The organism is Pseudoalteromonas sp. EB27, assembly GCF_001974875.1.
GTDB lineage: Bacteria > Pseudomonadota > Gammaproteobacteria > Enterobacterales > Alteromonadaceae > Pseudoalteromonas.
The window spans coordinates 45254-71230 of the sequence record NZ_MTQD01000018.1; the positions used below are offsets into that span (position 1 = coordinate 45254).

Here is a 25977-nt window from a genome sequence, read left to right on the forward strand (position 1 = left end):
GTTTTTTTCGTTTTAGCTTAGTTGTACAAGTATTATTTTTTCACTTTAGCATTAGCGAACGCATCGGCAAATGCATTACCCATTAACGCATTACCGTTATCACGTTTAGGCTTTGCAGCACGAGGTTGTGAATTATTAGCACGTGCTTGTGGCTTTTGCGTAGCTGGTGCTGCTGACTTATTACTTGTATCAATATCGTCATCTAAACGCATAGTAAAGCTTATGCGTTTACGAGCAGCGTCTACTTCAACTACTTTCACTTTTACAATATCGCCCGCTTTTACTACTTCGCGTGGGTCTGATATAAATTTATTCGTGATTGCTGAAATATGCACTAAACCATCTTGGTGAACACCTACATCAACAAATGCACCAAAGTTAGCAACGTTTGAAACCACGCCTTCTAAAATCATACCTGGTTTTAAGTCGCTAATTTTTTCAACGCCAGCTTTAAACTCAGCTGTTTTAAATTCAGGACGCGGATCGCGACCTGGTTTATCAAGCTCAGTAATAATGTCAGTAACGGTTGGTAAGCCAAATTTTTCGTCAGTATAATCGTTAGCAGCAAGTTTAGTTAAAAAGTCGCTGTTACCAATTAGGTTACTGACATCTACGCTATTGCGTTCACAAATGCGTTTAACAACAGGATAAGCTTCAGGGTGAACTGATGAGTTATCTAATGGATCGCTACCATTGTTAATACGCAAAAAACCAGCTGCTTGTTCAAATGCTTTTGGACCTAAACGCTCAACCTTTTTAAGCTCACTACGTTTAGTAAAAGTGCCGTTAGCATCGCGATAATTAACGATATTTTGCGCTAATGTTTTGTTCAAACCAGATACGCGTGTAAGTAGCGGTACCGATGCCATGTTTAAATCTACGCCTACTGAGTTTACACAGTCTTCAACTACTGAAATAAGGCTTTGGCCTAATTGGCTTTGCGATACATCGTGTTGGTATTGGCCAACACCAATTGATTTTGGCTCAATTTTAACAAGTTCAGCAAGTGGATCTTGAAGGCGGCGCGCAATAGACACAGCCCCTCGTATAGAAACATCTAAATCTGGAAATTCATTAGCTGCAAATTCAGAAGCTGAGTAAACCGATGCGCCGGCTTCGCTAACCATAATTTTACTAAGTTTAAGTTCGCTGTTTGCTTTCATAAGCTCAGCAACCAACTTATCTGATTCGCGTGATGCAGTACCGTTACCAATCGCAATTAGCTCAACTTTATGCTGACGACAAAGTTGCTCTAACGTACGCACTGATTTATCCCAATGATTTTGTGGTGCATGAGGGAAAATAGTTTGTGTAGCTAGTAATTTACCTGTGCTATCAACAACGGCAATCTTACAGCCAGTACGAAGGCCTGGATCAAGACCTAAAGTAGTACGAGGGCCGGCAGGTGCTGCCATTAATAAATCTTTTAAGTTTTTGGCAAATACGTCGATTGCACCAGCTTCTGCTTTTTCGCGCATTGCTGCAAAAAATTCATTCTCTAGGTGTAACCCTAACTTAATTTTCCACGCCCATTGCACAACGTTTAATAACCAAGGACTTGCCGCTTTATATTTAATATCTAAACGGTAATGCTCCGCGATCATGTTGGCACATAGTTGCGCTGAATTTTCAGCGCTAGGCTCTGGGTTAACATTTAACTGAAGTACACCTTCATTTCGGGCTCTAAGCATAGCAAGCGCACGGTGAGAAGGTACTTTTTTGAGAAGTTCTTGATGCTCAAAGTAATCACGGTATTTTGCACCAGCTTGCTCTTGGCCTTTAATTACGGTGCTTTCAATTGCACCGTTTTGGCTTATGTGGCTTCTAAATTTAGCAAGTAATTTTGCGTCTTCAGCAAAGCGCTCCATTAAGATAAATTTAGCGCCTTCAAGTACCGCTTTTGTATCTGCAAAGCCTTTTTCAGCACTTACAAATTGCTCGGCTTGTTGCTCTGGGTCAAGGTTAGCATCTTTAAATAGTGCATCTGCAAGTGGCTCTAAACCAGCTTCAATTGCTATTTGGCCTTTAGTACGGCGCTTAGCTTTATAAGGTAGGTATAAATCTTCAAGTTCAGTTTTACTTTGTGCATTAGTTATATCGGCACTTAGCTCTGGCGTTAATTTATTTTGCGATTCGATGGTCGATAAAATAAAACTACGGCGTTCTTCTAGTTCACGTAAGTACGATAGACGTTGTTCTAAAAGGCGTAATTGGGTGTCGTCTAGGCCGCCGGTAACTTCTTTTCTGTAGCGGGCAATAAAAGGAACAGTTGCGCCTTCATCAAGTAATTTTGTAGCTGCAACAACCTGTTGCTGCTGTGCGTTTAACTCACCGGCTAAACGTGCAGAGATATCGCTCATGCAAAAACCTTTTTATACAATAAAATAAGACCAGAAGCGTGTTACTGGCGCCGTTAATTGCTTGAATAATATCACAGGAGGTAGTAATAAAAAGCTCTTAAAGCAAGCTATTTCACTTGCTTTAAGATGGTTGGGAAGGGAGTAAATCAATTCAACTAAAAGAGCGCCCTAGTGAGGGTGCTCAATGTTTTCTAATACTTCACTGAAAGAGTGAGCAATAGGGCTAATATGCAGTGGAATATGTAATGTTTTAGCTATTTGGCGAGCTGAAATTAGACCACAAATTTCGCTACTTGCTGTTGTAACTAATAAAAACATTGTGCCCTGATGCTCCATCGTTTGCAGCGCATCACCAATGCATGCATAGCTTAAGCTTTGCATGCTTACACCGGTAAGACGGTTAACTGGTGTCATAATATCGCGCAAGCTTACTTCGCTTCGTTGCATATTTAAGCGCTCTGCAATAATAGTAATTTTAGAGCTTTGTAAATCGGCGCTAGAAACTAGGCCAATTAATTTTTGGTTCTCGTCGGTTACTAAAACAAAATCAGATTGTTGTGCACTAATTTGTTTAAGTGCATCTGTAATCGTTGTTGTATGCTCTGCACGAATAGGCGTTTTTTGAGTAAAGTTATTTACCATTTTTAGCGCTGGAGATGATAAATCAATCAATGGTTGGTCATCTGCAAATGTGCTTGCTATAACGCCGTGAGAAACATTCTGAGTACGCAATTCTTTAAAGTTAGACATAATAGTCACCTTAGTAGTTATAAAATTTAATTAAGTTGTAAAATAATGAATTAAATTAAATAGCTAGGTGGTCCGCGTTGGTATGCAGTGCTAAAAGGTCTGTTTAGATTGGTGCTCTTATAAAAAGAATCTACGACATTAGGAAGTGGTTGAAGCGACCTAAAGGTAATAGTATTAACGTGAGAGTCTACGTCAAAATCGAGGTTTGCTTGGTCAGGAATATCACAAGCAATAAAGTGATTAGATAGTTTAGCGTTATCAAGGTTTACGTCAGTGTTGCTGGCATGCAGCGTCAAACTTACACTCATTAAAAGTGCAAACAATACGGCATTACTAAATATGCGCTGTACTATGTTTGACATAACCACGACCTTAATTAACTGCTTTCAAATTAAACAAATCAACTTGAATAATTCAGTTATAGCTTATTGCTTTAATTTACACAATCAAAAGTTAACATGATCTGAATCAAAACTTTTTATTTCTTTTTTTGGTAATCGATACTGTTTACATACCACTGCTTTTTACCCTGAGGAGTAGGTACTTCAAAATCGTCGTCCACTTGTTTTTTTATCAGCGCCCGCGCCATAGGTGAGTCTATTGATATGTAATCTTTACGGTCGTAAATTTCATCAGGACCTACAATTCTGAATTTTTTAACTTCACCTTCTTCGTTTTCAATTTCGACCCACGCACCAAAAAACACTTTTCCATCTTGTACGGGAGAGTAGTCGATGATTTTTAAATCAGGTATGCGTTTGCGTAAATAGCGTACCCGACGGTCAATTTGGCGTAGCAAACGCTTGTTATATTGATAGTCTGCGTTCTCAGAGCGATCTCCGAGGCTGGCTGCCCAGCTTACTATTTTTGTTACTTCTGGGCGTTTAACGTTCCATAGTTGGTCGTGTTCTTGTTGTAATTGTAAGTAACCTTCGCGGGTAACTAAATTTGTTTTCATGGTGAATTCTTTATTAGCTCTAATGGTGTGCACGTTATTAAATTTGTCAAAACTTGTCGAGCGTAAAATATAATAAAGTACGAGTAAGTAAGCTTTGAAATGTTCAGTAACAATCTAAGCAAGTAATTAGTTTTTGATTATTAAGTTTTTCATTTATATTAACTAGTAATTGGATATAAAAATAAGAAAGAGATCATGGGACACGAAACCACAAAAGTATTAGTTGTTGATGACGATATGCGCTTACGCAGTTTGCTTGAACGTTACTTAGTAGAGCAAGGCTTTATTGTTAGAACCGCAGGAAACTCGGAGCAAATGGATAGACTCCTAGAGCGAGAAAACTTTCACTTAATGGTTCTCGATTTAATGCTCCCGGGCGAGGATGGCTTATCGATTTGCCGCCGTCTACGCCAAAAAGAAAATGAAATTCCTATTGTTATGCTTACTGCAAAGGGCGACGAAGTAGACCGCATTATTGGCCTTGAACTTGGCGCTGACGATTACATTCCAAAACCATTTAATCCACGTGAGCTACTCGCTCGCATAAAAGCAATTTTACGTCGCCGCGCAAAAGAAGTGCCAGGCGCACCTGCTGCTGAAGAAAACTTAATCGCTTTTGGTAAATTTACGCTTAATTTAGCAACGCGCGAAATGAGTGAAGGGGATAAAACAATATCGCTTACCAGTGGTGAGTTTGCAGTGCTAAAAGCGCTTGTTTCGCATCCGCGTGAGCCACTTAGCCGCGATAAGCTAATGAACTTAGCGCGTGGGCGTGATTACAGTGCGCTTGAGCGAAGTATTGATGTGCAAGTGTCGCGACTTCGACGCATGATTGAAGTAGATGCTGCTAATCCACGTTATATTCAAACCGTTTGGGGTTTGGGGTATGTGTTTGTTCCCGACGGTGAAAAGTAATATTTATGGGCATGTTTCCGCGCAGTGCTTTTGGACAAACTGTTTTTTTAGTGGCGGCTCTGCTACTCATAAATCAAATAGTGTCTTATGTTACGGTTAGTTTTTATGTTGTAAAACCAACCATTGAGCAGGTTAACTTGATGCTTGCTAAGCAAATTAAAACGGTATTTATTGACTGGGAAGATGGCGTTGAAATAAACGACGAAGTATCTGCAAAGTTTTTTGAAATCACTGGCATTGAAGTGATGACTCAGCGAGAAGCAATGCGCCAAGGGCTTGGGCAAAGCCGCGAGTATTCTATGCTATCGCGTAGCATGACTGAGCAACTTGGTGGTTACTCTCGTGTACGTATTAGCCAAACTGATCCGTTGATTTATTGGGTTGAAGCACCGCAAGCACCAGGTTATTGGGTAAAGGTACCGCTTAAAGGCTTTAAAGAGAATAACTTAGAGTTTTTAACGTTTTACTTATCAAGTATTGGTTTTTTAAGTGTGCTGGGTGGGTGGTTGTTTGCAAGGCACCTTAATAGGCCATTAAAAGCACTGCAACAAGCTGCTGTGAAAGTGGGTAAAGGCGATTTTTCTACTAAGTTAGAAGAACAAGGCTCAACAGAGGTAATAGAAGTAACGCGTGCGTTTAACCAAATGTCGCGCGGAATTGCCGCACTCGAAAACGACCGCCGTTTACTAATGGCCGGTGTATCTCATGATTTACGTACGCCGCTTACGCGTATTCGTTTAGCTACCGAAATGATGGTTGATGAAGATGATTATCTTCGTGAAGGTATAATTTACGATATAGAGGACATGAACGGGATTATTGATCAGTTTATTGAGTATTTACGCCACCATAAACGTGAAGAACTAAGTTGCGAAGATATAAATGCTTTAGTTGCCGAGGTTGTCAATTCTGAGCTTCAACATCAACGTACTATTACCTTTAAAAGTAATCCTAATATAGGCAATATACCGTTAAGCTCTGTGGCTATTAAGCGTGTAATTACCAATATGATTGGTAATGCACTGCGTTATTCTGAGGGCGATATTGAAGTACTTAGCTACTTTAATTCAAACAAAAAATACGTGGTTATTGCTGTAAACGATAGTGGCCCCGGTATTCCTGAAAACGAATTAGAGTCTGTGTTTGAGCCCTTTAAACAAGGCGATGCTGCACGTGGCAGTGAAGGCAGTGGTTTAGGTCTTGCTATTATTAAACGCATTGTTGATATGCACGACGGTAAAGTAAAACTAGAAAACCGTCCAGAAGGCGGTTTAAGTGCACAAGTATATTTGCCAATAAAAGTATTAACCCCTGCATAGTAAATGCAGGGGTTTTATTATATTAAAGTGCTTTAAAACGAATAGCTGTGCCGCCACTGGTGGCCAGCTCAAGCGTTAGTTTATCGTCTGTAGTTACAATACGTTTTTCGATAGTTATATCGTACGGATTATTTTTCCACTCTGCGTTTTTACCATCTTTATAAATTTGCGCTTCGAACTTTTTGCCTTGCTCTAAAAAGTCGAGTTTTACCTCAATAGTTCGGGCTTTTTCGTCAGTAACAGCACCTAAGTACCAATCGTTTCCTGAGTATTTAGTGCTTTTACGCTCTTTACGAGCGAATACAATAAAGTCGCCTACTTCACCATCAAGAGCAATGCTTTGCTGCCAATCTGTTGGTACGTCTTGAATGAATTGAAACGCATCGGGCTTAGCTAAGTAGTTTTTAGGTAAGTCGGCAGTCATTTGAATTGGACTATACAAAACAACGTAAAGTGCGAGTTGTTTGGCGAGAGTGGTTTGTGGGCGGTTTGTATTGCCTCCTAAACCATTAAAGCTCATATCAAAAATACCTGGCGTAAAATCCATCGGCCCAGATAGCATGCGGGTAAAAGCAAGCATTGGTACATGCTCTGGTGGGTTAGGTGGCGAACCCCATGCATTGTATTCTTGTCCGCGTGCGCCTTCGCGCGCAATCCAGTTTGGATAAGTACGGCGCAGGCCGGTATCTTTAATTGGCTCGTGAGTGTTAATGCTAATTTTATGTTTAGCTGCAAGTTTTACGTTATAAAGGTATTCGTTAACCATAAACTGGCCGTCATGCCATTCGTGGCGAGCAATACCGTTTTTGTCTATACGTTTTATATTTCCGCCATCGGCTACATAACCTGTTTTTACTTGGCTTACGTTTGATTTTTCGTAAAGGGCAAAAGCATCTTCCATTTGGTCACGGTAGTTGCTTACATTGCCTGATGTTTCATGGTGGCCAATGAGTTGTACGCCTTTTTCTTTGCCGTACTGAGTAAGCGCTGCTATATCAAAGTCGTCGTACGGTTTGGTAAAGTTAAATACATCGCCATTAAAATACCAATCGCCATCCCAGCCAATATTCCAGCCTTCAACGAGTACGCCATCAAAACCATACTGTGCTGCAAAATCCATATAGTATTTTGTGGTTTGCGTAGTGGCGCCGTGTTTTTTACCGCTACCCCAAGTTTGCGTGTTTATATGCATACCCCACCAAATACCGACGTATTTACCAGGTTTAACCCACGACACGTCACCGAGTTTATTAGGCTCGTTTAGATTTAGTATTATATCTGAGTTAACTAAGCCAACAGCGCTGTCGGCTATTTGAATGGTGCGCCATGGTGTTTTAAAAGCACCTTGTTTTTTAACGGCGACACCATCTGACCACGGCGTTAAATCGGCAGTAAACGTACCAGAGCGACGCTGATTAAGTACCATGGCTGCATAATCAACAAGTGCGGCTTCATGAATACTAATATGAGTACCATCACTTGTTTTAAACGTAAATGGTGTGTGGGCTAGTGGAGCTTCGTTAAGTGGGGTGGTGTTGTAAACATATTCGTAGCGGTTCCAGCCACGAGCAGGTATCCACCATGCTGTTGCATCATGGCTATTGTTTATTGCAAATTCAGTCAACTCTTTGGTTATTTCTGTGTGCTCAAAACCGGTTTGTTTTGGTACTTCGTATCTAAAACCTACGCCACTATCGAATGCTTTAAATCGAATAGTGTAGGTGTCTTTATTTGGCTCTTTTTTTGTAAAAGTAACAGCTACTTCGTTATATTCGTCAACAACATTTTTGCGCTCGCCCCAGGGTTGTTGCCACTGCGTATTAACGCTTTGTTGTTCAATGCTTTTAATTTTAAAGCCGTCGCTAAAGGCCGCTTGTGTTTTAAATTCAAACCCCAGTAAAGATTTGTTTATAACCGCTTTGTTTTTAAATTTTATTGCGTAGCTTGGCGTGTTGTTTTCGTCAGAGATGCTTACTGTTATTTGTGTGTCTGGCGATTTTAGCTCTACGGTTTGTCCGTAGCTATTACTAGCAAAGGCTAAAAGCACAAGTGCTGGTATTCTCATGGTGTGTCCTTAGATGAGTCGGTGGTGACATTTAAGGATAATGACTGTTGATGATTAATACGACTGCCTACATACGTATTCAATGTTTTAAAAAATAGAAAGAATTTGCTGGCTTAATCGGTCTATAATGTAAACAAATTGATAATAGCGACAAGAAAATGATAAAAAGCTTACTTTGTGTATTTTTACTAAGTGTTAGTACTGGAGTTTTTGCAGCAAATATTACAATTAAAAATGCTAATAATGACCCATTACCTAATGCTGTTGTATGGCTAACTGCAGGAGGCCCCTCTAGCGTTATTCCTCCAGAAGCACCTTATGCGATGACCCAGCAAAATCGAGAATTTAAGCCGCGTATTTTAGTTGTCCCACAAAATGCAAAGGTAGAGTTTCCGAATGCGGACTCAATCATGCATCATGTTTATTCATTTTCTAAAGCTAAAACGTTTGAATTAAAACTATATAAGGAGCATCCAAAAGCGCCCATTACTTTTGATCAAACGGGTGTTGTTGAGCTTGGCTGTAATATTCATGATTGGATGTTAGGCTATATTGTGGTGGTAGATAGCACTATTTTTGCAATCACTGATGAAAATGGACATGTAGATTTAAACACGAATGCAGGCGAATACACGTTAAGTGTTTGGCATTCTGGGTTTAGCGATATTAGTAAGATTGAATCTCAAACTATTACTGTGGCTACCAACCCTATCACTTATAAAGTAAAGCAGGAAATAGCGGAGCAAATTGATTTTGCTACGGATGAATTTGATGATTATTAATAGGCTAATGAGACTGGCACTTTTAGCCGGTGCTTTATGTTTTAGTAATGTGTTGTATGCACAAGTAAAAGGCTTAATACAAATTAGAGCCGTGCAGGGTGATAATACGCTTAGTTTTCAAGAAGGCGGTATCGGACTATATCGGCACGATACTAAAAGTGATGAGCTTATTCTATCGCAAGGTATTTTAGATTTTAATGTTGATTTAGCATCTAGCTGGTCGGCTCACGGCGTGTTAAATGCGAATCAAGATCCTGACGTTGGCCTTGGTTTTACGCAAGCTTTTGTAAAGTATCAGCCACTATCTAACAGTAACTATAAATGGCACGTGCGCGTAGGGGGATTTTATCCGCTTATGTCGCTTGAAAACCCTGACATAGGCTGGACTTCTCCTTATAACTATACAAATTCAGCTATTAATAGCTGGATAGGTGAGGAAGTGCGTACCGTTGGTGCTGAAGTAACTATTAAGCGCCCAGCAAAACGTTTCAACAGCAGACATAGCTTTAGCTTTGTCGGTGCGACATTTAAAGGCAATGACCCCGCAGGTACTTTACTCGCATGGCGTGGCTTTGCATTACACGATAGACAAACAACGTTTAACGAAAGCGTGCAATTTGCGCCTGTAGCGGCATTAAATGAATACGAATTACGCTGGCAAGCTAATCAGGTTTTACCGTTTGAGGAAGTAGACGGGCGCTTTGGTTATTACGCCGGTATACATTGGGATTACTTAAAGCAGTCTCAATTTAGAATCTACTATTATGATAATAATGGCGATCCAAATACTGTTAATTATAGTTCTGGGCAATATGCTTGGAATACTCGATTTACGAGCGCCGCTTGGCTTTATAAATTTAACAGCAAGACACGTTTTATTGCTCAGGCACTCAATGGTAAAACTGAAATGGGCAGTAACGCATTAATTGATAATGCTTTTTATAGTCATTATTTAATGCTAAGCCATAAAGAAGGCAAACATCGCGTTTCAGTACGTTACGATTATTTTAAAGTTACTGACAACGACACAACCGCGTTTGACCCTAATGCAAGCAATGGCGAAGGTTTAACAGCAACATGGCGCTACCAGCTCACTAATAAACTACAAATAGGGGTTGAAGGTTCTGCACTTAAAAGTGCTGCTAAAAATAGAGAGCCAATTGGATTTAATGAACGAATCTCGCAGCAGCAAATAATGCTAAATGCGCAATGGCGTTTTTAAAAGTATAAAAAAGGGAGCATTTAAAGCTCCCTTTTTAGTTTAATAAAATTGGTATAGATTATACCAACCTGCATAAATCTTTGATCAATTTAACGAATTAAATTGCACTATAACGTCGTTAAAAATTTTTTATTTAGAACAACTAGATACAAAAATTTTTGCCTAGTTCTAGCGTAATTTTCTTAACGTTAAATAGACCCCATATATAAGCAGATTGGTATTATTTTTTATCGAATGCGCGTTTCATGTAGTTAGGTGTAGCGAGTGCGCCATGATGAATACCGCTATTGTAGTATTCACTGTGCTCGGCTATTTGTGCCGCGCCATCTTCTCTAAAGCCGTCAAATGCTTGTGATTTACGTGCAAGTGTTACTGACCATAAACCGCTTGGGTAAATTGGTTGTGGGAATGGTAATGTTTGTAAATCGTTAAAGCCTACGCTTAGCATTGCTTCGCGCATTTCAACTAATAATGGCATGTGCGTAAGTGGCGATTCACTTTGTTGCACTAAAATACCTCCTGGGCGCAGTGCATCTAAACAGCTTGTGTAAAACGCATGGTTAAATAAACCTTCACCCGGACCTACCGGATCGGTGCCATCAACAATAACCACGTCGATAGATTCGCCAGCGGCTTCGCGCATGTATTTAATACCGTCGTCAAACATAACCGTTGCACGGGCGTCGTTATTAGATTCACAAAGCTCTGGGAAGTATTTTAACGACATTTGCGTTACTACTTCGTCTATATCTATTTGCGTTACAGTTTCTACGCCTGGGTGTTTTAATACTTCGCGTAAAGTACCGCAGTCGCCGCCGCCAATAATAACGACGTTTTTAGGGTTTGGATGCGCTAAAAGTGCAGGGTGGCTGATCATCTCATGATAAAAGAAGTTTTCGCGGGTTGTTACCATAGTACACCCGTCGATGATCATTAAATTACCAAAGTCTGTGGTTTCAAACATTTCTACCTTTTGAAAAGGAGACTGTTTTTCATCTAACTTTTTATTAATACGTAATGAAAATGCGCTGCCATCACGGTCGCTAATTTCAGTAAACCACTTACTTTGATCTAAATTTGCCATAGTTACTATTACACTTTTTAGGTTGAGTATGAAAAAGGGGCAATTCTGCCAGTGCTTGGCGTTTTGCTCAATGACATTTTAACTGATTTGACGAATAAAGTTAGTTAGGAGTGAGTGAAAGTTCAATTTTTGTTAGCCTAGTGGATAGTGACGTATTAAAATGCGCCTTTATACCTAATTGACTAAAGAAGAGTTGCCATGACCTGGGGTTTAGAAACAGCACGCGCCACTTATAACGTTGCTCATTGGAGTGATGGTTATTTTGATATTAATGCACAAGGCGAACTGGTGGCTTACCCAGATGGCGACCAAACAAAACCGGCCATTTCTTTAACGCAATTAACTGAGCAGTTTAAGCAACAAGGTTTAACGTTGCCGGTTTTAGTGCGCTTTACTGATATTTTAAAAAATCGTGTAGACACACTTACTAACGCGTTTACGCAAGCGCGAGCAAATCGTGAATATAACGGCAAATACACTTGTGTTTATCCAATTAAAGTAAATCAACAGCGCTCTGTAGTGAGTAAATTATTAGCGCATCCAAGCGGGCTTGTTGGCTTAGAGGCAGGCTCAAAGCCAGAACTTATGGCTATTTTGGGCGTGGCAAAAGAGCCAATCACTATTGTATGTAACGGCTATAAAGACAGTGAGTTTTTACGCTTAGCGTGTATTGGTCAAGCAATGGGCCACAGCGTAAAAATTGTGGTAGAAAAGCTTTCAGAACTGACCACCTTATTAGAAGAAATAGACAACCTAGGCATTGAACCGGCTATTGGTATTCGCATTCGCCTAAACTCAGTAGGCAAAGGCAAGTGGCAAAACACGGGCGGTGAAAAAGGCAAGTTTGGTTTAACAGCAGGCCAAGTACTAAGTGCTGTTGAAGTGCTTAAAAAGCATAATAAGCTGCACTTAATGCAAATGGTGCATTTTCATATTGGTTCTCAAATTGCCAACATTCGTGATATTCACCGTGCTTTACGTGAATGTGCACGCCACTTTGCTGAGCTTACACAATTAAACGTACCGTTAAATACCGTTGATGTGGGCGGCGGCTTAGGCGTTGATTACGAGGGCTCTGGCTCGCGTAGTGCGTGTTCAATGAATTACACCGTAGAAGAGTATGCGCGTAACGTAGTGAATGCATTTGCAGAAGTGTGCGATCAGCATAACCTTACGCATCCGGCCATTATCACCGAGTCGGGGCGTGCTTTAACGGCTCACCATGCGGTATTAATTACCGATGTAATAGACGTAGAAAAAGCGCCTAATCATCTAAATCCAGAGCCACCGCTTGAAAATAGCGCATTAGTGCTTGATGAAATGTGGCAGTGTTTACAGCGTTTAAACCCGCGTATGGCATTAGAGATTTATCACGACGCTATGCACTTATTTAGCGAAGCGCACGATCAGTACGTGCATGGCTTAGTAAGCATGCTAGAGTGGGCGAAAATAGAGCAGCTTTACTTTACTATTTTACATCGTGTGCGGGCATCACTTAGTAATAACGCGCGCGCGCACCGTGAAGTACTCGACGATTTAAACGAAAAACTTGCAGATAAACTGTTCGTTAACTTTTCATTATTTCAGTCATTGCCTGATGTGTGGGGTATTCAGCAGTTGTTTCCGGTTATGCCAATCGAAAATTTAACTCAGCCATTGACTCAGCGCGCGATTATTCAAGATATTACCTGTGACTCTGATGGGCAAATTCGTGAGTACGTTGAAGGCGCTGGTATCGAAACCAGCCTACCAATACCTGAATATAAGCATGGCGAGCAGTACCATATTGCTATGTTTATGGTCGGCGCGTATCAAGAAATTTTAGGCGATTTACATAACTTATTTGGTGACACTGATTCGGTGCACGTAGAGCTTAACGATGAAGGTTATGTGTTAACCAATGCCATAAAAGGTGATAGCGTTAAGGATGTATTAAAGTTTGTTGACTATGATAGCGCCATTTTAGCTGACAACTTTGCGTACCAAGTTAATAAACTTGATGTATCGACGCAGTGTAAAGAAGGTTATTTAGCTGAGCTTAATGCAGGCCTTGAAGGCTATACCTATTTTGAAGATTAATTTGTAAGCAACTGAAAACGCAGTATTAGTGGCTGCGCAATGTTTAAAGGAATGGAAGTAATGTCAGTTATTCGCAGTGTATTTAGTATTATTTTTTACACAATAAACACACTTTTTTGGTTTGTGCCTATTTTTGTTTGTGGGCTTATAAAGCTTATCCCTATTAAGCCTTTACAAAAGCTTATGAGCTGGGCAGCTAAGCAATTTGCAACTATTTGGGTTACCTTTAATAGCTTAAATCAAAAGTTATTTACGCCAACTAAACTTAATGTAACTGGCCTCGAAGACCTTAAACTAAAGGATTGGTACCTAGTAATAGCAAATCACCAAAGCTGGGTCGATATTTTAGTATTACAACGTGTGTTTAATCGAAAAATTCCATTTTTAAACTTCTTTTTGAAAAAAGAGCTTATTTACGTGCCTATTTTAGGTTTGTGTTGGTGGGCGCTTGATTTTCCGTTTATGACTCGCACGAGCAAAAGCCAATTAAAAAAGAATCCAAAGTTGCGTGGCAAAGATTTAGAAACCACGCGTAAAGCGTGTGAAAAATTTAAAGAAATGCCAGTAACCGTAGTTAACTTTGTAGAAGGCACTCGTTTTACTACGCAAAAGCATGAACGTCAAAATAGCCCGTTCCCACATTTATTAAAACCAAAAGCGGGTGGTATTGCTTTTGTAATGCAAGCAATGGGCGAGCAAATTACTAAAGTGGTTAACGTAACAATTCACTACCCTGATGGCATTCCTACTTTTATGGATTTTGCTGGTGGTAAGGTAAAAAATATCAACGTACACGTGGAAGTAAGGCCGGTAAGCGAAGAACTTATTGGTGACTACACAGGTGATTCTGAATTTAGAGTTCGCTTTCAAAGCGAGTTAAACCGCTTATGGGAAAACAAAGAGCAAACACTGCAATCGCTCGAAAAAACCATAAGTAAAAGGTAAAAATATGAGCTTACAGTTATGCTAAAAAAGTGGTTACCCAATTGGCTTAACGGCTTAATTGTAGGCTGCGTATTGTTTTCTAACATGATACTTTTTGGCTCGCTAGTATTTGTACTGGGCCTTATTAAGTTATTACTGCCTTTGCCTGTGGTTAACTCTATATTACACAGCGCTTACCGAGGTTGGTGTAACGGCAACCGTTTAGGGCTTTGGTTAGGTTGCCCTAATATTGTGGTTGATATAAGTGGCGACTTAAACTCAAAAAGTTGGTATTTACTTATTTGTAACCACGCGAGTTGGTTAGATATAACCGTACTTAGCTCATTACATGCATTGCCTGCCCCTAAGTTCTTTTTAAAAGACGAGTTAAAATACATGCCTTTTATTGGGACTGGTGCGTGGGCTATGGGTATGCCGTTTATGAAACGGGTAAGCAAAGCGCAACTAGCTAAAAACCCAAAGTTGAAAGGATTAGATGTAGAGCGCACCAAGCGTAGCTGTCGTAATTTTCGTCATCATCCTACTACCATCATTAATTTTGTTGAAGGTACACGCTATACGCCAGCCAAACATAATCTGCAACAAAGTCCTTTTAAGTATTTATTAAAGCCTAAAGCTGGCGGCATTGCTTTTGCGCTTGAAGTATTAGCGGATCAATTTGATGCCATGCTTAATACAAGTTTAGTGTATAGCGGTAAAACAGATCATGTTTGTCGTAACTTGTTAAAAGGTGAGCTAGATTCTATTTATGTTTCAATAAATGTAACGCCCATTAATGAAAGTATGCAGGGCAGCTATCAAAGCGATGACGTATTTAAAGTTAATTTTCAACATTATGTGAATGAGCTATGGGTTGCTAAAGATCAGCAGCTTGCCGACATTTATGCTCAACAAGATTTACCTGAACCACAAATCAGTAAGGAAATTGAAACACTATGACCAACACCCACCTACAGGAATTAATTGCTCCTTGGTTTGAAAAAGTACCCGACGCGGATTTTCTTAGCTCAATCACCGCAGTCTCGATAGGGATCTTTTCTTTATTAATTGTTTACTTATTTACTCGTAGGTTAATGTTACCTGGCATTCAAAAAATAGTGACGAGGCTTTCCCCTGAGCGAATTGGTGCGCTTTCGCCTATGCTTAATAAGCTAAATAAACGTATTGCAGGAATGCTTTGCTGCGTATTGTTTTTAGCTACATTTGATAGTGTATACCCAGTTAACGAAATAGCAGCAGAAATACTAAAAACGATAGGACAAGCTTTACTCATTATTTATGCAGGGTTCATTTTTAGTAGTATTGTGAGCATTGCGGGTACTATTTATAACCAGTTAGAGTTTGCCCGCGAAGTACCCATTCAAGGCTTAATTCAGGTTGTTAAGCTAATAACCTTTATTGTGTGTGCAATTTTAATTGTGAGCATTTTTCTTGAGAAGTCACCTACTTATATTCTCTCTGGCTTTGGTGCTATTGCTGCCGTTACGTTATTAGTATTTAAAGACACTATTTTAGGCTTTGTAGCCAGTATTCAAATAGCAGCAAACCGTTTAGTAACCTATGGTGATTGGATTCAAGTAGAAAACTACGGCGCCGATGGCGAAGTAATTGATTTGGGTTTAAACACTGTAAAGGTACGTAACTGGGATAACACCATAACAACTATTCCAACTTATATGTTGGTAGCGGGTTCATTTAAAAACTGGCGCGGCATGCAAGAGTCGGGCGGTAGGCGTATTAAACGTTCACTTAACATAGATATGCACAGTATTTGTTTAGTGGGTGATGAGTTTAGAAAACAAATTGATGCGGCTATTCCGCTGCACGACTATATTCGAGTGACGACATTACCTGCTCAGGTTTCTAATTTAGGGCTATTCCGTCGCTATGCTGAAGGCTATTTAAAACAGCACAGTAAAATTAATACGTCGCTTACGTTAATGGTACGAGAGCTACAACCACTTAATCATGGTTTGCCTATTGAGTTTTATTGCTTTAGTGAAGATAAACGCTGGATTTCGTACGAGCACTTACAAGCCGAAATAATGGATCATTTGCTTGCGGTATTACCTGTGTTTGGGCTTAGGGCGTATCAAAGTGTTAGTGGGCAGTTAAGCCCTCCTAACGAGCAACAAACAGATAAGCCAACATTTAGAGTGATGGCAAATAGTGTTGTAAAAGACCCACAGTAATAAACAAAGCTAAGAGCCACCAAATAGGTGGCTTTTTAAATTGCAGCCATGCAAATACAATTATTACTAACGCAACTTGCCAAAGACTATGCACAGCTGATGTCCAGATTGGCGAATACAGTGCAGCCGCTAAAAAACCGACTACCGCAGCATTAAGCGCCGCTATTGAGCTTGCAAAGCGTGGCTTACTTGCCAAGTTAATCCAGCTCTTTTGAAACGCGAGTATAAGTAAAAAACCAGGCATAAATATAAGTAGTGTAGCTATAAGAGCACCCACTAAAGGTTGCTCTGTAGTAAGTTGTGCGCCTAAGTAAGTAGCAATAGTAAACATAGGTCCTGGCACCGCTTGTGCACTCGCGTAAGCACTTAAAAACTGATCATCACTCAATGCTGGTACGCCTGCTTGAAGTACTGGTAGTACTACGTGTCCGCCGCCAAACACCATTGCACCTGCTTGGTAAAAAGGGGCAAACAAAGCAAACTCATGGCCTAGTGGAATAAAGCTCACACCAAGTAAGAGCGCAAATAACCCCAGTGCAATCCAATTAATATTGCTTTTTGTACTGCTAACATTTTCTGTGGCTGTACCCAGTTTTAATAAAGGCCATATAGCACCTACTGTTGCAGCGGTTATTAAAATAGCGATTTGAGTGGCCATCATTGGAAATAATACCAAAGCAAGTGTACTCATTACGGCAAGTAACTTAAGCGCAGCACTTGTACAAAAGCTTTTAGCCATACTAAGTGTGGCATCAGCAACTATAACAACGGCAAATAACTTTAAGCCTGTAATAATAGCAAAGTAAACAGCGTCAAACTGATGAGCACTAACCGCAAGCAGCACCATTATTAAAAACGAAGGCAGAGTAAAACCTACAAAAGCAGCTATACCACCCAGTACTCCAGCACGCTCAACACCAATAGCAAAACTAACTTGGCTAGAGCCCGGCCCAGGCAGTGCTTGGCTTAAACTAATAAGTTGTGCGTAACGCGTGTTAGTTAACCAATTTAACGAATCTACAAAGTGGCGTTTAAAATAACCTAAATGCGCAGCAGGGCCTCCAAAGCTCATACACCCTAGTAAAAAAAACTGTCTAAAAATAGCAATTAACATTGCGCCAATATCCTTTGTAAAATTCATTAAATTGTCACAGCGTAGTATGACATTTTTATTAAAATGGCACATTAGTTTGAGGTCTGTTTAACAATCAAGCAAGATGCGTTGCTTTTAACACTCTCTTCATAGTTTGTTCATACATGTATTTGCATACTCTTGCTAAATTCTTAATGAATAAGGTATCACCATGACTTTAACTAAATCACTTTTAAGCGTAACCGTAGTAGCTGTATTACTTTCTGGTTGTGAAATGAATAACACAGGTAAAGGAGCCGCTATAGGCGCCGCAGCCGGAGGTGTATTAGGTAAGGCTACGGGTAATCATAAAGATAAACGTATTTTTATTGGTGCAGCTATTGGTGCACTAGCGGGCGCAGCTGTTGGCGACTACATGGATAAGCAAGAAGAAGCATTTCGTGATGAATTAGCGGGCTCTGGTGTAGAAGTAGTACGAGAGGGCGATAACTTACGCTTAGTAATGCCATCAAACATTACGTTTGCGACTGCTCAATCTTATATTTCATCAGGCTTTAACGATACGTTAGATGCGATTGCTAAAGTAATGAACAAGTACGAAAAAACCTACCTTAGTGTAGAAGGTCATACCGACAGTACGGGTAAAGATAGCTTCAACATGAACCTATCGCGTGAACGCGCACAAAGTGTGAAAGACTACTTAGTGAACCAACAAATTATGGCTACACGTATTAGCACCATGGGGTATGGCGAAACACGCCCAATTGCAACTAATGATAGTGCAAATGGCCGTGCTCAAAACCGCCGTGTAGAAATTCAGATAGTGCCAAATACCGAAGGTTAGGGTCTGCTGATCTTTGCGGATTAAAATTTGTTCGAACTAGGGGCTATTTAATCACGGCGCGAGATTTGTAACCTAGTGGGCTAAGTAAAAGCGAGCAAAGCTTCCGCGTCTTGCTCACGCCCCTTACCTACATCCATGTAGGCAACAAAGAGTAAATAGCCCCTAGGAAGAACCCTTTGGGCAGCGCCTGTTTGGCATTAATGCTACGTTATCGCCTATTTATGGGGAGCAACCACACTACTTAGGCTCTGCCTTGCCTAAATACCAAACAGACTGCTGTAAATTTAACCTAGAAAGGTCAACAGACCCTAATCTTTATTAAACTGCAATTCACACAGTTTTTGATACAACGGGTTACTTGCTAACAACGCTTGGTGAGTACCCGTTGCTATGATTTCCCCATTCTCCATTACTACAATTACATCGGCATGTTTTACCGTTGCCAGCCTATGGGCAATTATTAACGTTGTTCTGTTTTGCATTAAATGCTCAAGTGCAGCTTGTACATGGTGTTCGCTTTGCGCATCCAGCGCGCTGGTGGCTTCATCAAGAAGAAGTATTTCAGGGTCTTTTAATATGGCGCGTGCAAGCACAATTCGCTGCTTTTGCCCACCGGATAACCTCACACCCTGCTCACCTAAAAAGCTGTTATAACCTTGCGGTAACTGTTTGATAAATTCATCGGCATGCGCATACTTTGCTGCGGCATATACTTGCTCATCGGTTACACTTGGGTTGCCGTAACGAATGTTATGCATTACATCGGAGCTAAATAAAATAGGGTTTTGCGCTACCATGCCCATTTTATTGCGCAGAGTATTAAGTGATAAATCTTTAATGTTTACATCTTTAAATTTAATGGCTCCGCTAGCAGGATCGTAAAAGCGCTGTAGTAATTCAAATAATGTTGTTTTACCTGCGCCAGAAGGGCCAACAATTGCCACGGTTTGGCCTTGATTTATATTTAGGCTTATTTTATTAAGCGCGCTTACGTCTGGGCGAGAAGGGTAGTTAAAGCTTATATTTTCAAGCGTAATCGCAGGGCTACTACTATCATGCAGTAAATGACTATCTTGTGGGTTTAGCGGGTTTTCTATCTCACTTTTAACAGCAAGTAACTCAAGTAATCTCGCCGCAGCGCCTGCTGCACGTTGTAGTTCGCCATATACTTCAGCAACGGTTGCCACCGACATTGCAACCATAATAGCGTAAAACACAAACGCACCTAGCTCCCCCCCGCTCATGGTGCCTGCAAGTACGTCATTACCACCTACCCATAACATAGCGCTAATGGCACTAAAGGTTAAAAAAATCACCACGGCTATTAAAAATGAACGTTGCTTAATACGTTTTTTAGCCACGTTAAAGGCTTTTTCGGTCTCAAGCGCAAAGGCATGTTGCTCTTGCTCTTCATGGCTATAGCTTTGTACTACCTTAATATTTTGAATGATCTCGCCGGCATAGGTGCTTATATCGGCTATTGCATCTTGGCTAGAACTGGCAAGTTTGCGAACCTTTTTGCCAAATACCATCATCGGCACTAATACTAGCGGCACACAAGCAACAACCACTAAAGTAAGTTTTAAATTAGTAAACAACAGCATAGCAAGTCCACCAACCAGCATAAGTACACTGCGAAGCGCCATAGAAAATGATGAACCAATAATTGATTGCAGTAAGGTTGTATCGGTTGTTAAACGCGACATAAGCTCGCCACTGCGGTTTTCTTCAAAGTAGCTTGGGTGCAAAGTAACAATGCGATTAAACACGGCTTTGCGAATATCGTTACTGACTCGTTCGCCAATCCACGACATTAAATAAAAGCGGCTAAAGGTACCTATCGCTAATAAGCTGATTAAACCAATAAGTACTAATACGGCCTGCTGTAATTGGGCCTTTGATCCTGCAATAAAGCCATGATCAATAACAAATTTAACACCTTGCCCTAATGACAAGTTAACGCCTGCGGTAACTAATAACGCAGCTAGGGCGGCTACTACCATCCATTTGTACGGTTTAATAAACGCAAAAACAGGTAATAAACTGCTAAACGCAGCTTTTTCGGATGCAGAGGTGTTTTTTGACATAGTGGATTCTTTTTAAAGGTTAAGGTATAGATATGGCACTAAGATAATAAAAATCAATACTCTTAAATATTAGCATCAATAAGGAAACGTTATGACTACTGCAACCGTAAGTGGAGAATTTAATGTAAATCTAGCGCCAATAGAAGGCTACGCAAGCGGCCAAAATGGTATTAACTTAGGGCGTATGTCGATAGATAAAACATTTAGTGGTGTGCTTAATGCTACCAGCCAGGGCGAAATGCTAAGCGCCATGACACCAACCCAAGGCAGTGCCGGTTATGTTGCCATAGAGCAAGTGATAGGTGAGCTTGACGGCAAAAAAGGCAGTTTTGTACTGCAGCATTTTGGCACGATGGATAAAGGGCAAGACAGCCTAATTTTAAATGTAATTCCCGATTCAGGCACTCATGAGCTAGAAGGGTTAACGGGCAGTATGAAAATACGTATTGAGCAAGGGATTCACTACTACGATTTTGAATACACGTTATAAGATACTCAAGGACTAAAATGCAAAAAGTAATCGAATTTAGAAAGACCCGTTTTTTGGGTGGCGTAGATATAGTCGCACTGAATGATCGCATACAGGAATTAAACCAAGATGGTTGGAAAGTAATAAACGCAGTGCCATTAACTGGCTTTTATGGGCAAGTGCACGGTTATACATTATTTATTGAAACTGACGAGCTTTAGATGACACTTTCAGTATGGTTAAGCCTAGCGGCTATCTGCATGATGGGTGCAATGTCACCAGGGCCAAGTTTAGCGGTGGTTTTAAAGCACTCACTTAATGGCAGTATGAAAAACGGTATGCTTGCCGCGCTCAGTCATGGTATTGGCGTTGGCTTGTATGCCGGTGCATCGTTATTGGGGTTAGGCGCTTTAATGACGCAGTTTCCAACTGTTTATCAAATACTAGTTTACTTAGGTGCGGCCTATTTGGCGTATTTAGGTATAAAAATATTGCTAGCAAAACCAAGTAATAACGAACTTGAAGTACAAAAAAGTGAGGTAAGTGAAGCTAAAGCATTACAAGATGGTTTTGCCATTGCGTTTTTAAACCCCAAGCTCGCTATTTTCTTTTTAGCCTTGTTCTCACAGTTTATAGACCCTCAGGCACTTACTTTAAGTGTGGGCATAATTATGTGTTTAACGGTGTTTGTCATTGATACCGGCTGGTATTTGCTGGTGGCATTATTGACCGAGGTTTCTAAAACCCGCTTTGGCTTTACTAAGCAAAACCCATGGCTTGATAAAATACTGGGTGTTGTGTTTATTGCTCTTGCTATAAAAGTTGTTATTAGCTTGTAAGATTGAGTAGAGATTATTGAAGCTTGCAGAGTGTATTTTTAGTTATATAGATAAAGGATTAAAACAATGACAAAACATATTTTAAAAAGTGCATCTTTCGACCCGAAGGTTCAGCAATACTGGATGCTAATGGCCGCTTTTTTTAGTGTACTAGCGCTGGTGACTATTCCGTTGTTACCCATTGTCTTAGCGATTGTATGGCTAGTGGGCGGGCGAATACTCGCAGCTATGTCTGCTGACTTATTACCACAAAAATTGGTAGTTAAACGTGGCATATTATTTAAAGAAGAAAAATCTATTCCGCTTGAAAAAATAACCGATGTAGGTTTAAGCCAAGGCCCACTAATGCGACTGTTTGGGTTGTACCGTTTAAGTTTTGAAACAGCTGGGCAGTCAGGAAATGGCGCTTTAGTATCTTTACTTGGTGTAGTTAATGCGAGTGAGTTTAGAGAGGCGATACTTGAGCAAAAAGATGTATTGGCTAATCAAGGTAAAACGTCGCAGCAGGCAACAGAGCAAAGTGAGAAAGAGCTACTGAGAGCACTTACTTATAGTGTTAAAAATATTGAGCAGATGCTACTAGTTTTACTTGATGAAAGGCAGCAAAAATAGTTTAGCCTTAAATGTAACGAATGCTCTGCTAAGAAGGATGCTTTTATGAATAAGGGTGTCGAAAATATATTTAATAATTATCCTGAGTTAATTAAAAGTAAGCTCATAAAATTACGAGAGTTAATTTATATCGTAGCACAAGAGCAAAACTTAGGAGCCGTTGAAGAGTCACTAAAGTGGGGATAGCCAAGTTATAGCGTAATAAATGGCAGCCCCATTCGCATAGGCTTTAAGGGCTCATCGTGTTATTTGTTTTTTCATTGCCAATCAAAGCTAGTAAGCACATTTAGAGAATTGTACTCTCATAATCTTACCTTTGAAGGAAATAGAGCAATAGTGTTAAATAGTGAAAAGCCATTACCAGAACACCCACTTAAAGCGTGTATTAAATTAGCACTGACTTATCACAGCGTTAAACGCCTACCTTTGTTAGGTGCATAACTGCATGCACTTAAGTAGATGCTTAAAACACACTACATATTTGGTTTGCATCACAGGTAATAACGGTCACGTTTTCATAACCCACACGCGTTAATGCTTCTGCTCCCAACGTTGCGCGAGCACCACTTGCGCAGTGCACGTAAATTGGACGTGCTGCGTCTTTTTCTATTTCCATTAGTTTCATTTCGAGTAACCCACGCGGAATATTTATTGCTCCAACAGCTGCTTTTGTTGCATGCTCTGCAGGTTCTCGCACATCAATAAGTAAACCTTTATTTTGTTCAAGCTCGAGTTTCGCTTGCGCTGCGTCAATACGGCGTTGGTTAGGTGTGATAATTTTAAGTAAATCAGGGATTGATGTAAGCATGCTTTTTTATTCCTTAAGGTTACGTTTGCGTAATAGTGTGATCATCAGATACCAGCAACTAATAGCAGTTGAATTAAGTTTATTGTAGTAAAAACAGTAAGCCATATTCATCTAGGATCAAAATATTGCAGCAACACAAATACGGTAATTATGAGTTCCGCAATTAAAAAATGAGCTATTGAGCTTTATTTAGTGTTTTATTTACTATATTCGTTTTTTCTATATTAGTAAATTCTAATGTTAGACATTAACAATGTATATATTTATACTCCAATCACTTTTTATAATAAGAGCATGTTATGGACATCGACTTTATTGCAATGGCTGGGAATGTGGCGCAGGCAGAGCAGTTATTAAAAATTTTAGCGAATAAAAATCGTTTAATGATTTTATGCTCTTTGCAAGATAAAGAAATGAGCGTATCGCAACTAAATGAAGCCGTACCTTTAGCACAATCGGCACTTTCTCAGCATTTAGCTGCACTACGAAAAGCGAATGTTGTTGCCACTCGCCGTGAAAGCCAAACTATTTATTATCGTGTAATTGACGATAACGCAGTGCAATTACTTAGCACGCTATATAGCTTATTTTGTAAAGACTAACGCTTTTAGTTGCGTCAGTAGCGCAGTGAAAGCACAAAAGAATAACCTCAGCTCTATTACTTTTGTGCTATTAATTTTTAAAATGTTTGTACGTAAATAGAGCTCGTACGAAAACAGCTACTATGCTTAGACCAAACTATAGATATGTAGCAGCATGTTATCGCAAGATTTAACTCAAGCGAAAATTTGCGGTTGAATACCAACTCAAATAAACGTAGCTATTTCATCAATAGATTTTTTATCCAGTGCATGCGCGGGTATTGTGGCATCGTCACTAGGGTAGCCTGCAATAAGTAGCATATACGGGCGCTCGTTATCTTTATCGCGACCACATATGTCGGTTAAAAAACTCATTGGTTTTGGAGTATGAGTAAGGGTTGCCAAACCAGCACGATGCAAAGCCTGAATTAAAAAGCCGGTAGCTAAGCCAACAGACTCATGCACATAATAATTCGTATTTTTATCATCGGTGCTTACGCCCCCCTTTTTTTGACTAAATACAGCTATAAGCCAAGGCGCATGTTCTAAGTAAGGTTTATTGGCGTCGGTACCTAACGGTTTTAGCGCATCTAACCATTCTTCACCTGCTCTGCCTTCGTAAAAAGAACGCTCTAGTTTTTCTGCGGCTTCTCTTATTTGTTTTTTTACATCGCTACTGTTTATAGCCACAAAATGCCAAGGCTGATGATTCGCTCCACTAGGTGCTGTGCCAGCTGCTTTTATACATGCTTCAATAATATTTTTTGGTACAGGGCGATCGCTAAAGCTGCGAATGCTATGGCGGCGTTGGCTAGTGGTTAAAAACTCGTTAGCGCGATTTAGCATTTCGTCGTGTGGGTATTCTATAAAGTCGTTTAATGGCTGGCTTTGGTGATCTTGCATGGCTTTTCGCTTCTTATAAAAGTATATGTGGTTTTTATACCGAGTGAATACAGTGCAGGCAAGTGTTATGAGTTTAAATTATGTTTATTTGTTGTTACAAATTTAACCAGCAAGTAACTTATGTTCCTATTTTTCTTGTGGTATAAAACATTATAAAAATAATTACTCATATTCAAGGAAGTAAAAATGCTATCAATAACAGGGTTATCTAAAACCTACGATAACGGCGTACATGCACTACAAGGTGTTGATTTATCTATAGGTAAAGGGATGTTTGGATTACTTGGGCCAAATGGCGCAGGTAAATCATCGCTAATGCGTACCATTGCAACACTGCAGTCGGCTGATTCAGGTTCAATTACTTTTGATGGTATTGATGTTTTTAAAGACCCACAGGCACTGCGCCAACGTTTAGGTTACCTCCCGCAAGATTTTGGTGTGTATCCACGTGTTAGTGCTTACGATTTGCTGGATCATATGGCTGTTTTAAAGGGGATTCATAATAAAGCCGAGCGTAAAGAGTCGGTTGAAGGATTACTTGCGCACACTAATTTATATCAACATCGCTCTAAAGCCGTAAGTGGCTTTTCGGGCGGTATGCGTCAGCGTTTTGGTATTGCTCAAGCGTTATTAGGCGACCCTGATTTACTAATCGTTGATGAACCAACAGCAGGGTTAGATCCTGAAGAGCGTAATCGTTTCCATAACCTGTTAGTAAGCTTAGGTGAGCAAAAAGTCGTTATATTATCGACTCACATTGTTGAAGATGTAGCAGAGCTTTGCCCAAACATGGCCGTACTGGCCGGCGGCAAAATACTATTAGAGGGCAACCCAATTGCCCTTACCGATAAACTCCAAGGGCAAATCTGGCGCAAAGCCATGAGCCAAGAAGAAGCGCAAGAGCTGGAACCACAATTACCGGTTATTTCTAAGCGCCTATTTGCAGGGAAAACAATTTTACATGTAATAGCAGAGCAAGCCCCACAAGGGTTTGAAGCAAGTAATGCAAACCTAGAAGATGTGTATTTTTCTACTCTGCTTAATCATCGTAACAGCCAAGTAGCATAAGG

At 40.2% G+C, this 25977-nt stretch carries 25 protein-coding genes and 1 pseudogene; 16 read left to right on the plus strand and 10 right to left on the minus strand.

Annotated elements, in window-relative coordinates; all coding sequences use genetic code 11:
- Nucleotides 1-32: 32 nt before the first annotated feature.
- The 4 genes from BW142_RS17925 to greB all read right to left on the minus strand — a co-directional run bounded on the left by BW142_RS17925 (nt 33) and on the right by greB (nt 4068).
- Nucleotides 33-2360 (minus strand): Tex family protein, encoded by a 2328-nt coding sequence (locus BW142_RS17925; protein ID WP_076925834.1) that lies wholly within the window; start codon nt 2358-2360, stop codon nt 33-35.
- A gap of 168 nt (nt 2361-2528) precedes the next feature.
- Nucleotides 2529-3110, minus strand: coding sequence for a CBS domain-containing protein (locus tag BW142_RS17930; RefSeq protein ID WP_076925835.1), 582 nt, complete (start codon nt 3108-3110; stop codon nt 2529-2531).
- 50 nt (nt 3111-3160) lie between these two features.
- On the minus strand, nt 3161-3472 hold the full coding sequence (locus BW142_RS17935) for a hypothetical protein (protein WP_024599664.1): 312 nt from the start codon (nt 3470-3472) through the stop codon (nt 3161-3163).
- A 116-nt stretch (nt 3473-3588) separates the two neighbouring features.
- On the minus strand, nt 3589-4068 hold the full coding sequence (gene greB, locus BW142_RS17940; RefSeq protein ID WP_076925836.1) for a transcription elongation factor GreB: 480 nt from the start codon (nt 4066-4068) through the stop codon (nt 3589-3591).
- 195 nt (nt 4069-4263) lie between these two features.
- Between greB and ompR the strand changes: the two genes are divergently transcribed.
- Complete coding sequence (gene ompR, locus BW142_RS17945; protein WP_002959552.1) at nt 4264-4983, plus strand: two-component system response regulator OmpR; 720 nt, start codon at nt 4264-4266, stop codon at nt 4981-4983.
- Nucleotides 4984-4988: 5 nt separating this feature from the next.
- A complete protein-coding gene (envZ, locus tag BW142_RS17950) occupies nt 4989-6302 on the plus strand; it encodes a two-component system sensor histidine kinase EnvZ (RefSeq protein ID WP_024599469.1) in 1314 nt (437 codons plus the stop codon).
- 22 nt (nt 6303-6324) lie between these two features.
- Here the strand turns inward: envZ and BW142_RS17955 are convergent, their stop codons facing one another.
- A complete protein-coding gene (locus tag BW142_RS17955) occupies nt 6325-8367 on the minus strand; it encodes a glycoside hydrolase family 97 protein (protein WP_076925837.1) in 2043 nt (680 codons plus the stop codon).
- Between the two features lie 158 nt (nt 8368-8525).
- Between BW142_RS17955 and BW142_RS17960 the strand changes: the two genes are divergently transcribed.
- A complete protein-coding gene (locus tag BW142_RS17960; protein ID WP_076925838.1) occupies nt 8526-9149 on the plus strand; it encodes a methylamine utilization protein in 624 nt (207 codons plus the stop codon).
- Nucleotides 9139-10371, plus strand: coding sequence for a hypothetical protein (locus tag BW142_RS17965; protein WP_076925839.1), 1233 nt, complete (start codon nt 9139-9141; stop codon nt 10369-10371). Before BW142_RS17960 ends, BW142_RS17965 begins: the two co-directional genes overlap by 11 nt.
- Before the next feature lie 220 nt (nt 10372-10591).
- Here BW142_RS17965 and speE read toward each other — a convergent pair whose 3' ends face one another.
- Nucleotides 10592-11455, minus strand: coding sequence for a polyamine aminopropyltransferase (gene speE / locus BW142_RS17970; protein ID WP_076925840.1), 864 nt, complete (start codon nt 11453-11455; stop codon nt 10592-10594).
- A gap of 198 nt (nt 11456-11653) precedes the next feature.
- Between speE and speA the strand changes: the two genes are divergently transcribed.
- The 4 genes from speA to BW142_RS17990 are packed head-to-tail and all read left to right on the plus strand — an operon-like array spanning nt 11654 to nt 16671.
- Nucleotides 11654-13534, plus strand: a complete 1881-nt coding sequence (speA, locus tag BW142_RS17975; RefSeq protein ID WP_024591379.1) for a biosynthetic arginine decarboxylase — start codon at nt 11654-11656, stop codon at nt 13532-13534.
- A 60-nt stretch (nt 13535-13594) separates the two neighbouring features.
- On the plus strand, nt 13595-14479 hold the full coding sequence (locus BW142_RS17980) for an acyltransferase (protein WP_024599473.1): 885 nt from the start codon (nt 13595-13597) through the stop codon (nt 14477-14479).
- A gap of 18 nt (nt 14480-14497) precedes the next feature.
- A complete protein-coding gene (locus BW142_RS17985) occupies nt 14498-15418 on the plus strand; it encodes an acetyltransferase (RefSeq protein ID WP_076925841.1) in 921 nt (306 codons plus the stop codon).
- Nucleotides 15415-16671 (plus strand): mechanosensitive ion channel domain-containing protein, encoded by a 1257-nt coding sequence (locus BW142_RS17990; protein WP_024599475.1) that lies wholly within the window; start codon nt 15415-15417, stop codon nt 16669-16671. The genes BW142_RS17985 and BW142_RS17990 overlap by 4 nt, the downstream gene beginning before the upstream one ends.
- Here the strand turns inward: BW142_RS17990 and chrA are convergent.
- Complete coding sequence (gene chrA, locus BW142_RS17995; RefSeq protein WP_024599476.1) at nt 16631-17785, minus strand: chromate efflux transporter; 1155 nt, start codon at nt 17783-17785, stop codon at nt 16631-16633. The genes BW142_RS17990 and chrA overlap by 41 nt on opposite strands.
- Nucleotides 17786-17975: 190 nt before the next feature.
- Here chrA and BW142_RS18000 point away from each other — a divergent pair, with 190 nt between their 5' ends.
- Complete coding sequence (locus BW142_RS18000) at nt 17976-18608, plus strand: OmpA family protein (protein ID WP_024599477.1); 633 nt, start codon at nt 17976-17978, stop codon at nt 18606-18608.
- Between the two features lie 308 nt (nt 18609-18916).
- Here the strand turns inward: BW142_RS18000 and BW142_RS18005 are convergent, their stop codons facing one another.
- Nucleotides 18917-20695: an ABC transporter transmembrane domain-containing protein gene (locus tag BW142_RS18005; protein ID WP_076925842.1), complete on the minus strand. Its 1779-nt coding sequence runs from the start codon at nt 20693-20695 to the stop codon at nt 18917-18919.
- 91 nt (nt 20696-20786) lie between these two features.
- On the opposite strand from BW142_RS18005, the gene BW142_RS18010 reads away from it, so the two are divergent.
- From BW142_RS18010 to BW142_RS18030, 5 genes and pseudogenes are all read left to right on the plus strand, one after another.
- Nucleotides 20787-21185: a DUF3224 domain-containing protein gene (locus tag BW142_RS18010; RefSeq protein ID WP_076925843.1), complete on the plus strand. Its 399-nt coding sequence runs from the start codon at nt 20787-20789 to the stop codon at nt 21183-21185.
- A gap of 17 nt (nt 21186-21202) precedes the next feature.
- The gene (locus tag BW142_RS18015; RefSeq protein ID WP_024599480.1) at nt 21203-21385 is read left to right on the plus strand and encodes a hypothetical protein; all 183 of its coding nucleotides are present in this window, start codon (nt 21203-21205) and stop codon (nt 21383-21385) included.
- On the plus strand, nt 21386-22003 hold the full coding sequence (locus BW142_RS18020) for a LysE family translocator (RefSeq protein ID WP_024599481.1): 618 nt from the start codon (nt 21386-21388) through the stop codon (nt 22001-22003).
- Nucleotides 22004-22069: 66 nt separating this feature from the next.
- Nucleotides 22070-22615, plus strand: coding sequence for a PH domain-containing protein (locus BW142_RS18025; RefSeq protein WP_024599482.1), 546 nt, complete (start codon nt 22070-22072; stop codon nt 22613-22615).
- Nucleotides 22616-22660: 45 nt separating this feature from the next.
- Nucleotides 22661-23056, plus strand: a pseudogene (locus tag BW142_RS18030) (DUF1801 domain-containing protein).
- Nucleotides 23057-23078: 22 nt separating this feature from the next.
- On the opposite strand, the gene BW142_RS18035 reads toward BW142_RS18030, so the two are convergent.
- Nucleotides 23079-23423 (minus strand): rhodanese-like domain-containing protein, encoded by a 345-nt coding sequence (locus tag BW142_RS18035; RefSeq protein ID WP_024599484.1) that lies wholly within the window; start codon nt 23421-23423, stop codon nt 23079-23081.
- Nucleotides 23424-23722: 299 nt separating this feature from the next.
- Here BW142_RS18035 and BW142_RS18040 point away from each other — a divergent pair, with 299 nt between their 5' ends.
- Nucleotides 23723-24025 (plus strand): metalloregulator ArsR/SmtB family transcription factor, encoded by a 303-nt coding sequence (locus BW142_RS18040; protein WP_024599485.1) that lies wholly within the window; start codon nt 23723-23725, stop codon nt 24023-24025.
- 204 nt (nt 24026-24229) lie between these two features.
- On the opposite strand, the gene BW142_RS18045 is transcribed toward BW142_RS18040, so the two are convergent.
- Nucleotides 24230-24907 (minus strand): nitroreductase family protein, encoded by a 678-nt coding sequence (locus BW142_RS18045; RefSeq protein ID WP_024599486.1) that lies wholly within the window; start codon nt 24905-24907, stop codon nt 24230-24232.
- A gap of 186 nt (nt 24908-25093) precedes the next feature.
- Here BW142_RS18045 and BW142_RS18050 point away from each other — a divergent pair, with 186 nt between their 5' ends.
- On the plus strand, nt 25094-25975 hold the full coding sequence (locus BW142_RS18050; protein ID WP_007584623.1) for an ABC transporter ATP-binding protein: 882 nt from the start codon (nt 25094-25096) through the stop codon (nt 25973-25975).
- Nucleotides 25976-25977 lie beyond the last annotated feature (2 nt).

What these genes read in the sequence shown, in the direction of transcription:
- BW142_RS17925 (WP_076925834.1), bottom strand. Translation starts at nt 2,360, where the DNA reads ATGAGCGATATCTCTGCACGTTTAGCCGGTGAGTTAAACGCACAGCAG.
- BW142_RS17930 (WP_076925835.1), bottom strand. Translation starts at nt 3,110, where the DNA reads ATGTCTAACTTTAAAGAATTGCGTACTCAGAATGTTTCTCACGGCGTT.
- BW142_RS17935 (WP_024599664.1), bottom strand. Translation starts at nt 3,472, where the DNA reads ATGTCAAACATAGTACAGCGCATATTTAGTAATGCCGTATTGTTTGCA.
- greB (WP_076925836.1), bottom strand. Translation starts at nt 4,068, where the DNA reads ATGAAAACAAATTTAGTTACCCGCGAAGGTTACTTACAATTACAACAA.
- ompR (WP_002959552.1), top strand. Translation starts at nt 4,264, where the DNA reads ATGGGACACGAAACCACAAAAGTATTAGTTGTTGATGACGATATGCGC.
- envZ (WP_024599469.1), top strand. Translation starts at nt 4,989, where the DNA reads ATGGGCATGTTTCCGCGCAGTGCTTTTGGACAAACTGTTTTTTTAGTG.
- BW142_RS17955 (WP_076925837.1), bottom strand. Translation starts at nt 8,367, where the DNA reads ATGAGAATACCAGCACTTGTGCTTTTAGCCTTTGCTAGTAATAGCTAC.
- BW142_RS17960 (WP_076925838.1), top strand. Translation starts at nt 8,526, where the DNA reads ATGATAAAAAGCTTACTTTGTGTATTTTTACTAAGTGTTAGTACTGGA.
- BW142_RS17965 (WP_076925839.1), top strand. Translation starts at nt 9,139, where the DNA reads ATGATTATTAATAGGCTAATGAGACTGGCACTTTTAGCCGGTGCTTTA.
- speE (WP_076925840.1), bottom strand. Translation starts at nt 11,455, where the DNA reads ATGGCAAATTTAGATCAAAGTAAGTGGTTTACTGAAATTAGCGACCGT.
- speA (WP_024591379.1), top strand. Translation starts at nt 11,654, where the DNA reads ATGACCTGGGGTTTAGAAACAGCACGCGCCACTTATAACGTTGCTCAT.
- BW142_RS17980 (WP_024599473.1), top strand. Translation starts at nt 13,595, where the DNA reads ATGTCAGTTATTCGCAGTGTATTTAGTATTATTTTTTACACAATAAAC.
- BW142_RS17985 (WP_076925841.1), top strand. Translation starts at nt 14,498, where the DNA reads ATGCTAAAAAAGTGGTTACCCAATTGGCTTAACGGCTTAATTGTAGGC.
- BW142_RS17990 (WP_024599475.1), top strand. Translation starts at nt 15,415, where the DNA reads ATGACCAACACCCACCTACAGGAATTAATTGCTCCTTGGTTTGAAAAA.
- chrA (WP_024599476.1), bottom strand. Translation starts at nt 17,785, where the DNA reads ATGTTAATTGCTATTTTTAGACAGTTTTTTTTACTAGGGTGTATGAGC.
- BW142_RS18000 (WP_024599477.1), top strand. Translation starts at nt 17,976, where the DNA reads ATGACTTTAACTAAATCACTTTTAAGCGTAACCGTAGTAGCTGTATTA.
- BW142_RS18005 (WP_076925842.1), bottom strand. Translation starts at nt 20,695, where the DNA reads ATGTCAAAAAACACCTCTGCATCCGAAAAAGCTGCGTTTAGCAGTTTA.
- BW142_RS18010 (WP_076925843.1), top strand. Translation starts at nt 20,787, where the DNA reads ATGACTACTGCAACCGTAAGTGGAGAATTTAATGTAAATCTAGCGCCA.
- BW142_RS18015 (WP_024599480.1), top strand. Translation starts at nt 21,203, where the DNA reads ATGCAAAAAGTAATCGAATTTAGAAAGACCCGTTTTTTGGGTGGCGTA.
- BW142_RS18020 (WP_024599481.1), top strand. Translation starts at nt 21,386, where the DNA reads ATGACACTTTCAGTATGGTTAAGCCTAGCGGCTATCTGCATGATGGGT.
- BW142_RS18025 (WP_024599482.1), top strand. Translation starts at nt 22,070, where the DNA reads ATGACAAAACATATTTTAAAAAGTGCATCTTTCGACCCGAAGGTTCAG.
- BW142_RS18035 (WP_024599484.1), bottom strand. Translation starts at nt 23,423, where the DNA reads ATGCTTACATCAATCCCTGATTTACTTAAAATTATCACACCTAACCAA.
- BW142_RS18040 (WP_024599485.1), top strand. Translation starts at nt 23,723, where the DNA reads ATGGACATCGACTTTATTGCAATGGCTGGGAATGTGGCGCAGGCAGAG.
- BW142_RS18045 (WP_024599486.1), bottom strand. Translation starts at nt 24,907, where the DNA reads ATGCAAGATCACCAAAGCCAGCCATTAAACGACTTTATAGAATACCCA.
- BW142_RS18050 (WP_007584623.1), top strand. Translation starts at nt 25,094, where the DNA reads ATGCTATCAATAACAGGGTTATCTAAAACCTACGATAACGGCGTACAT.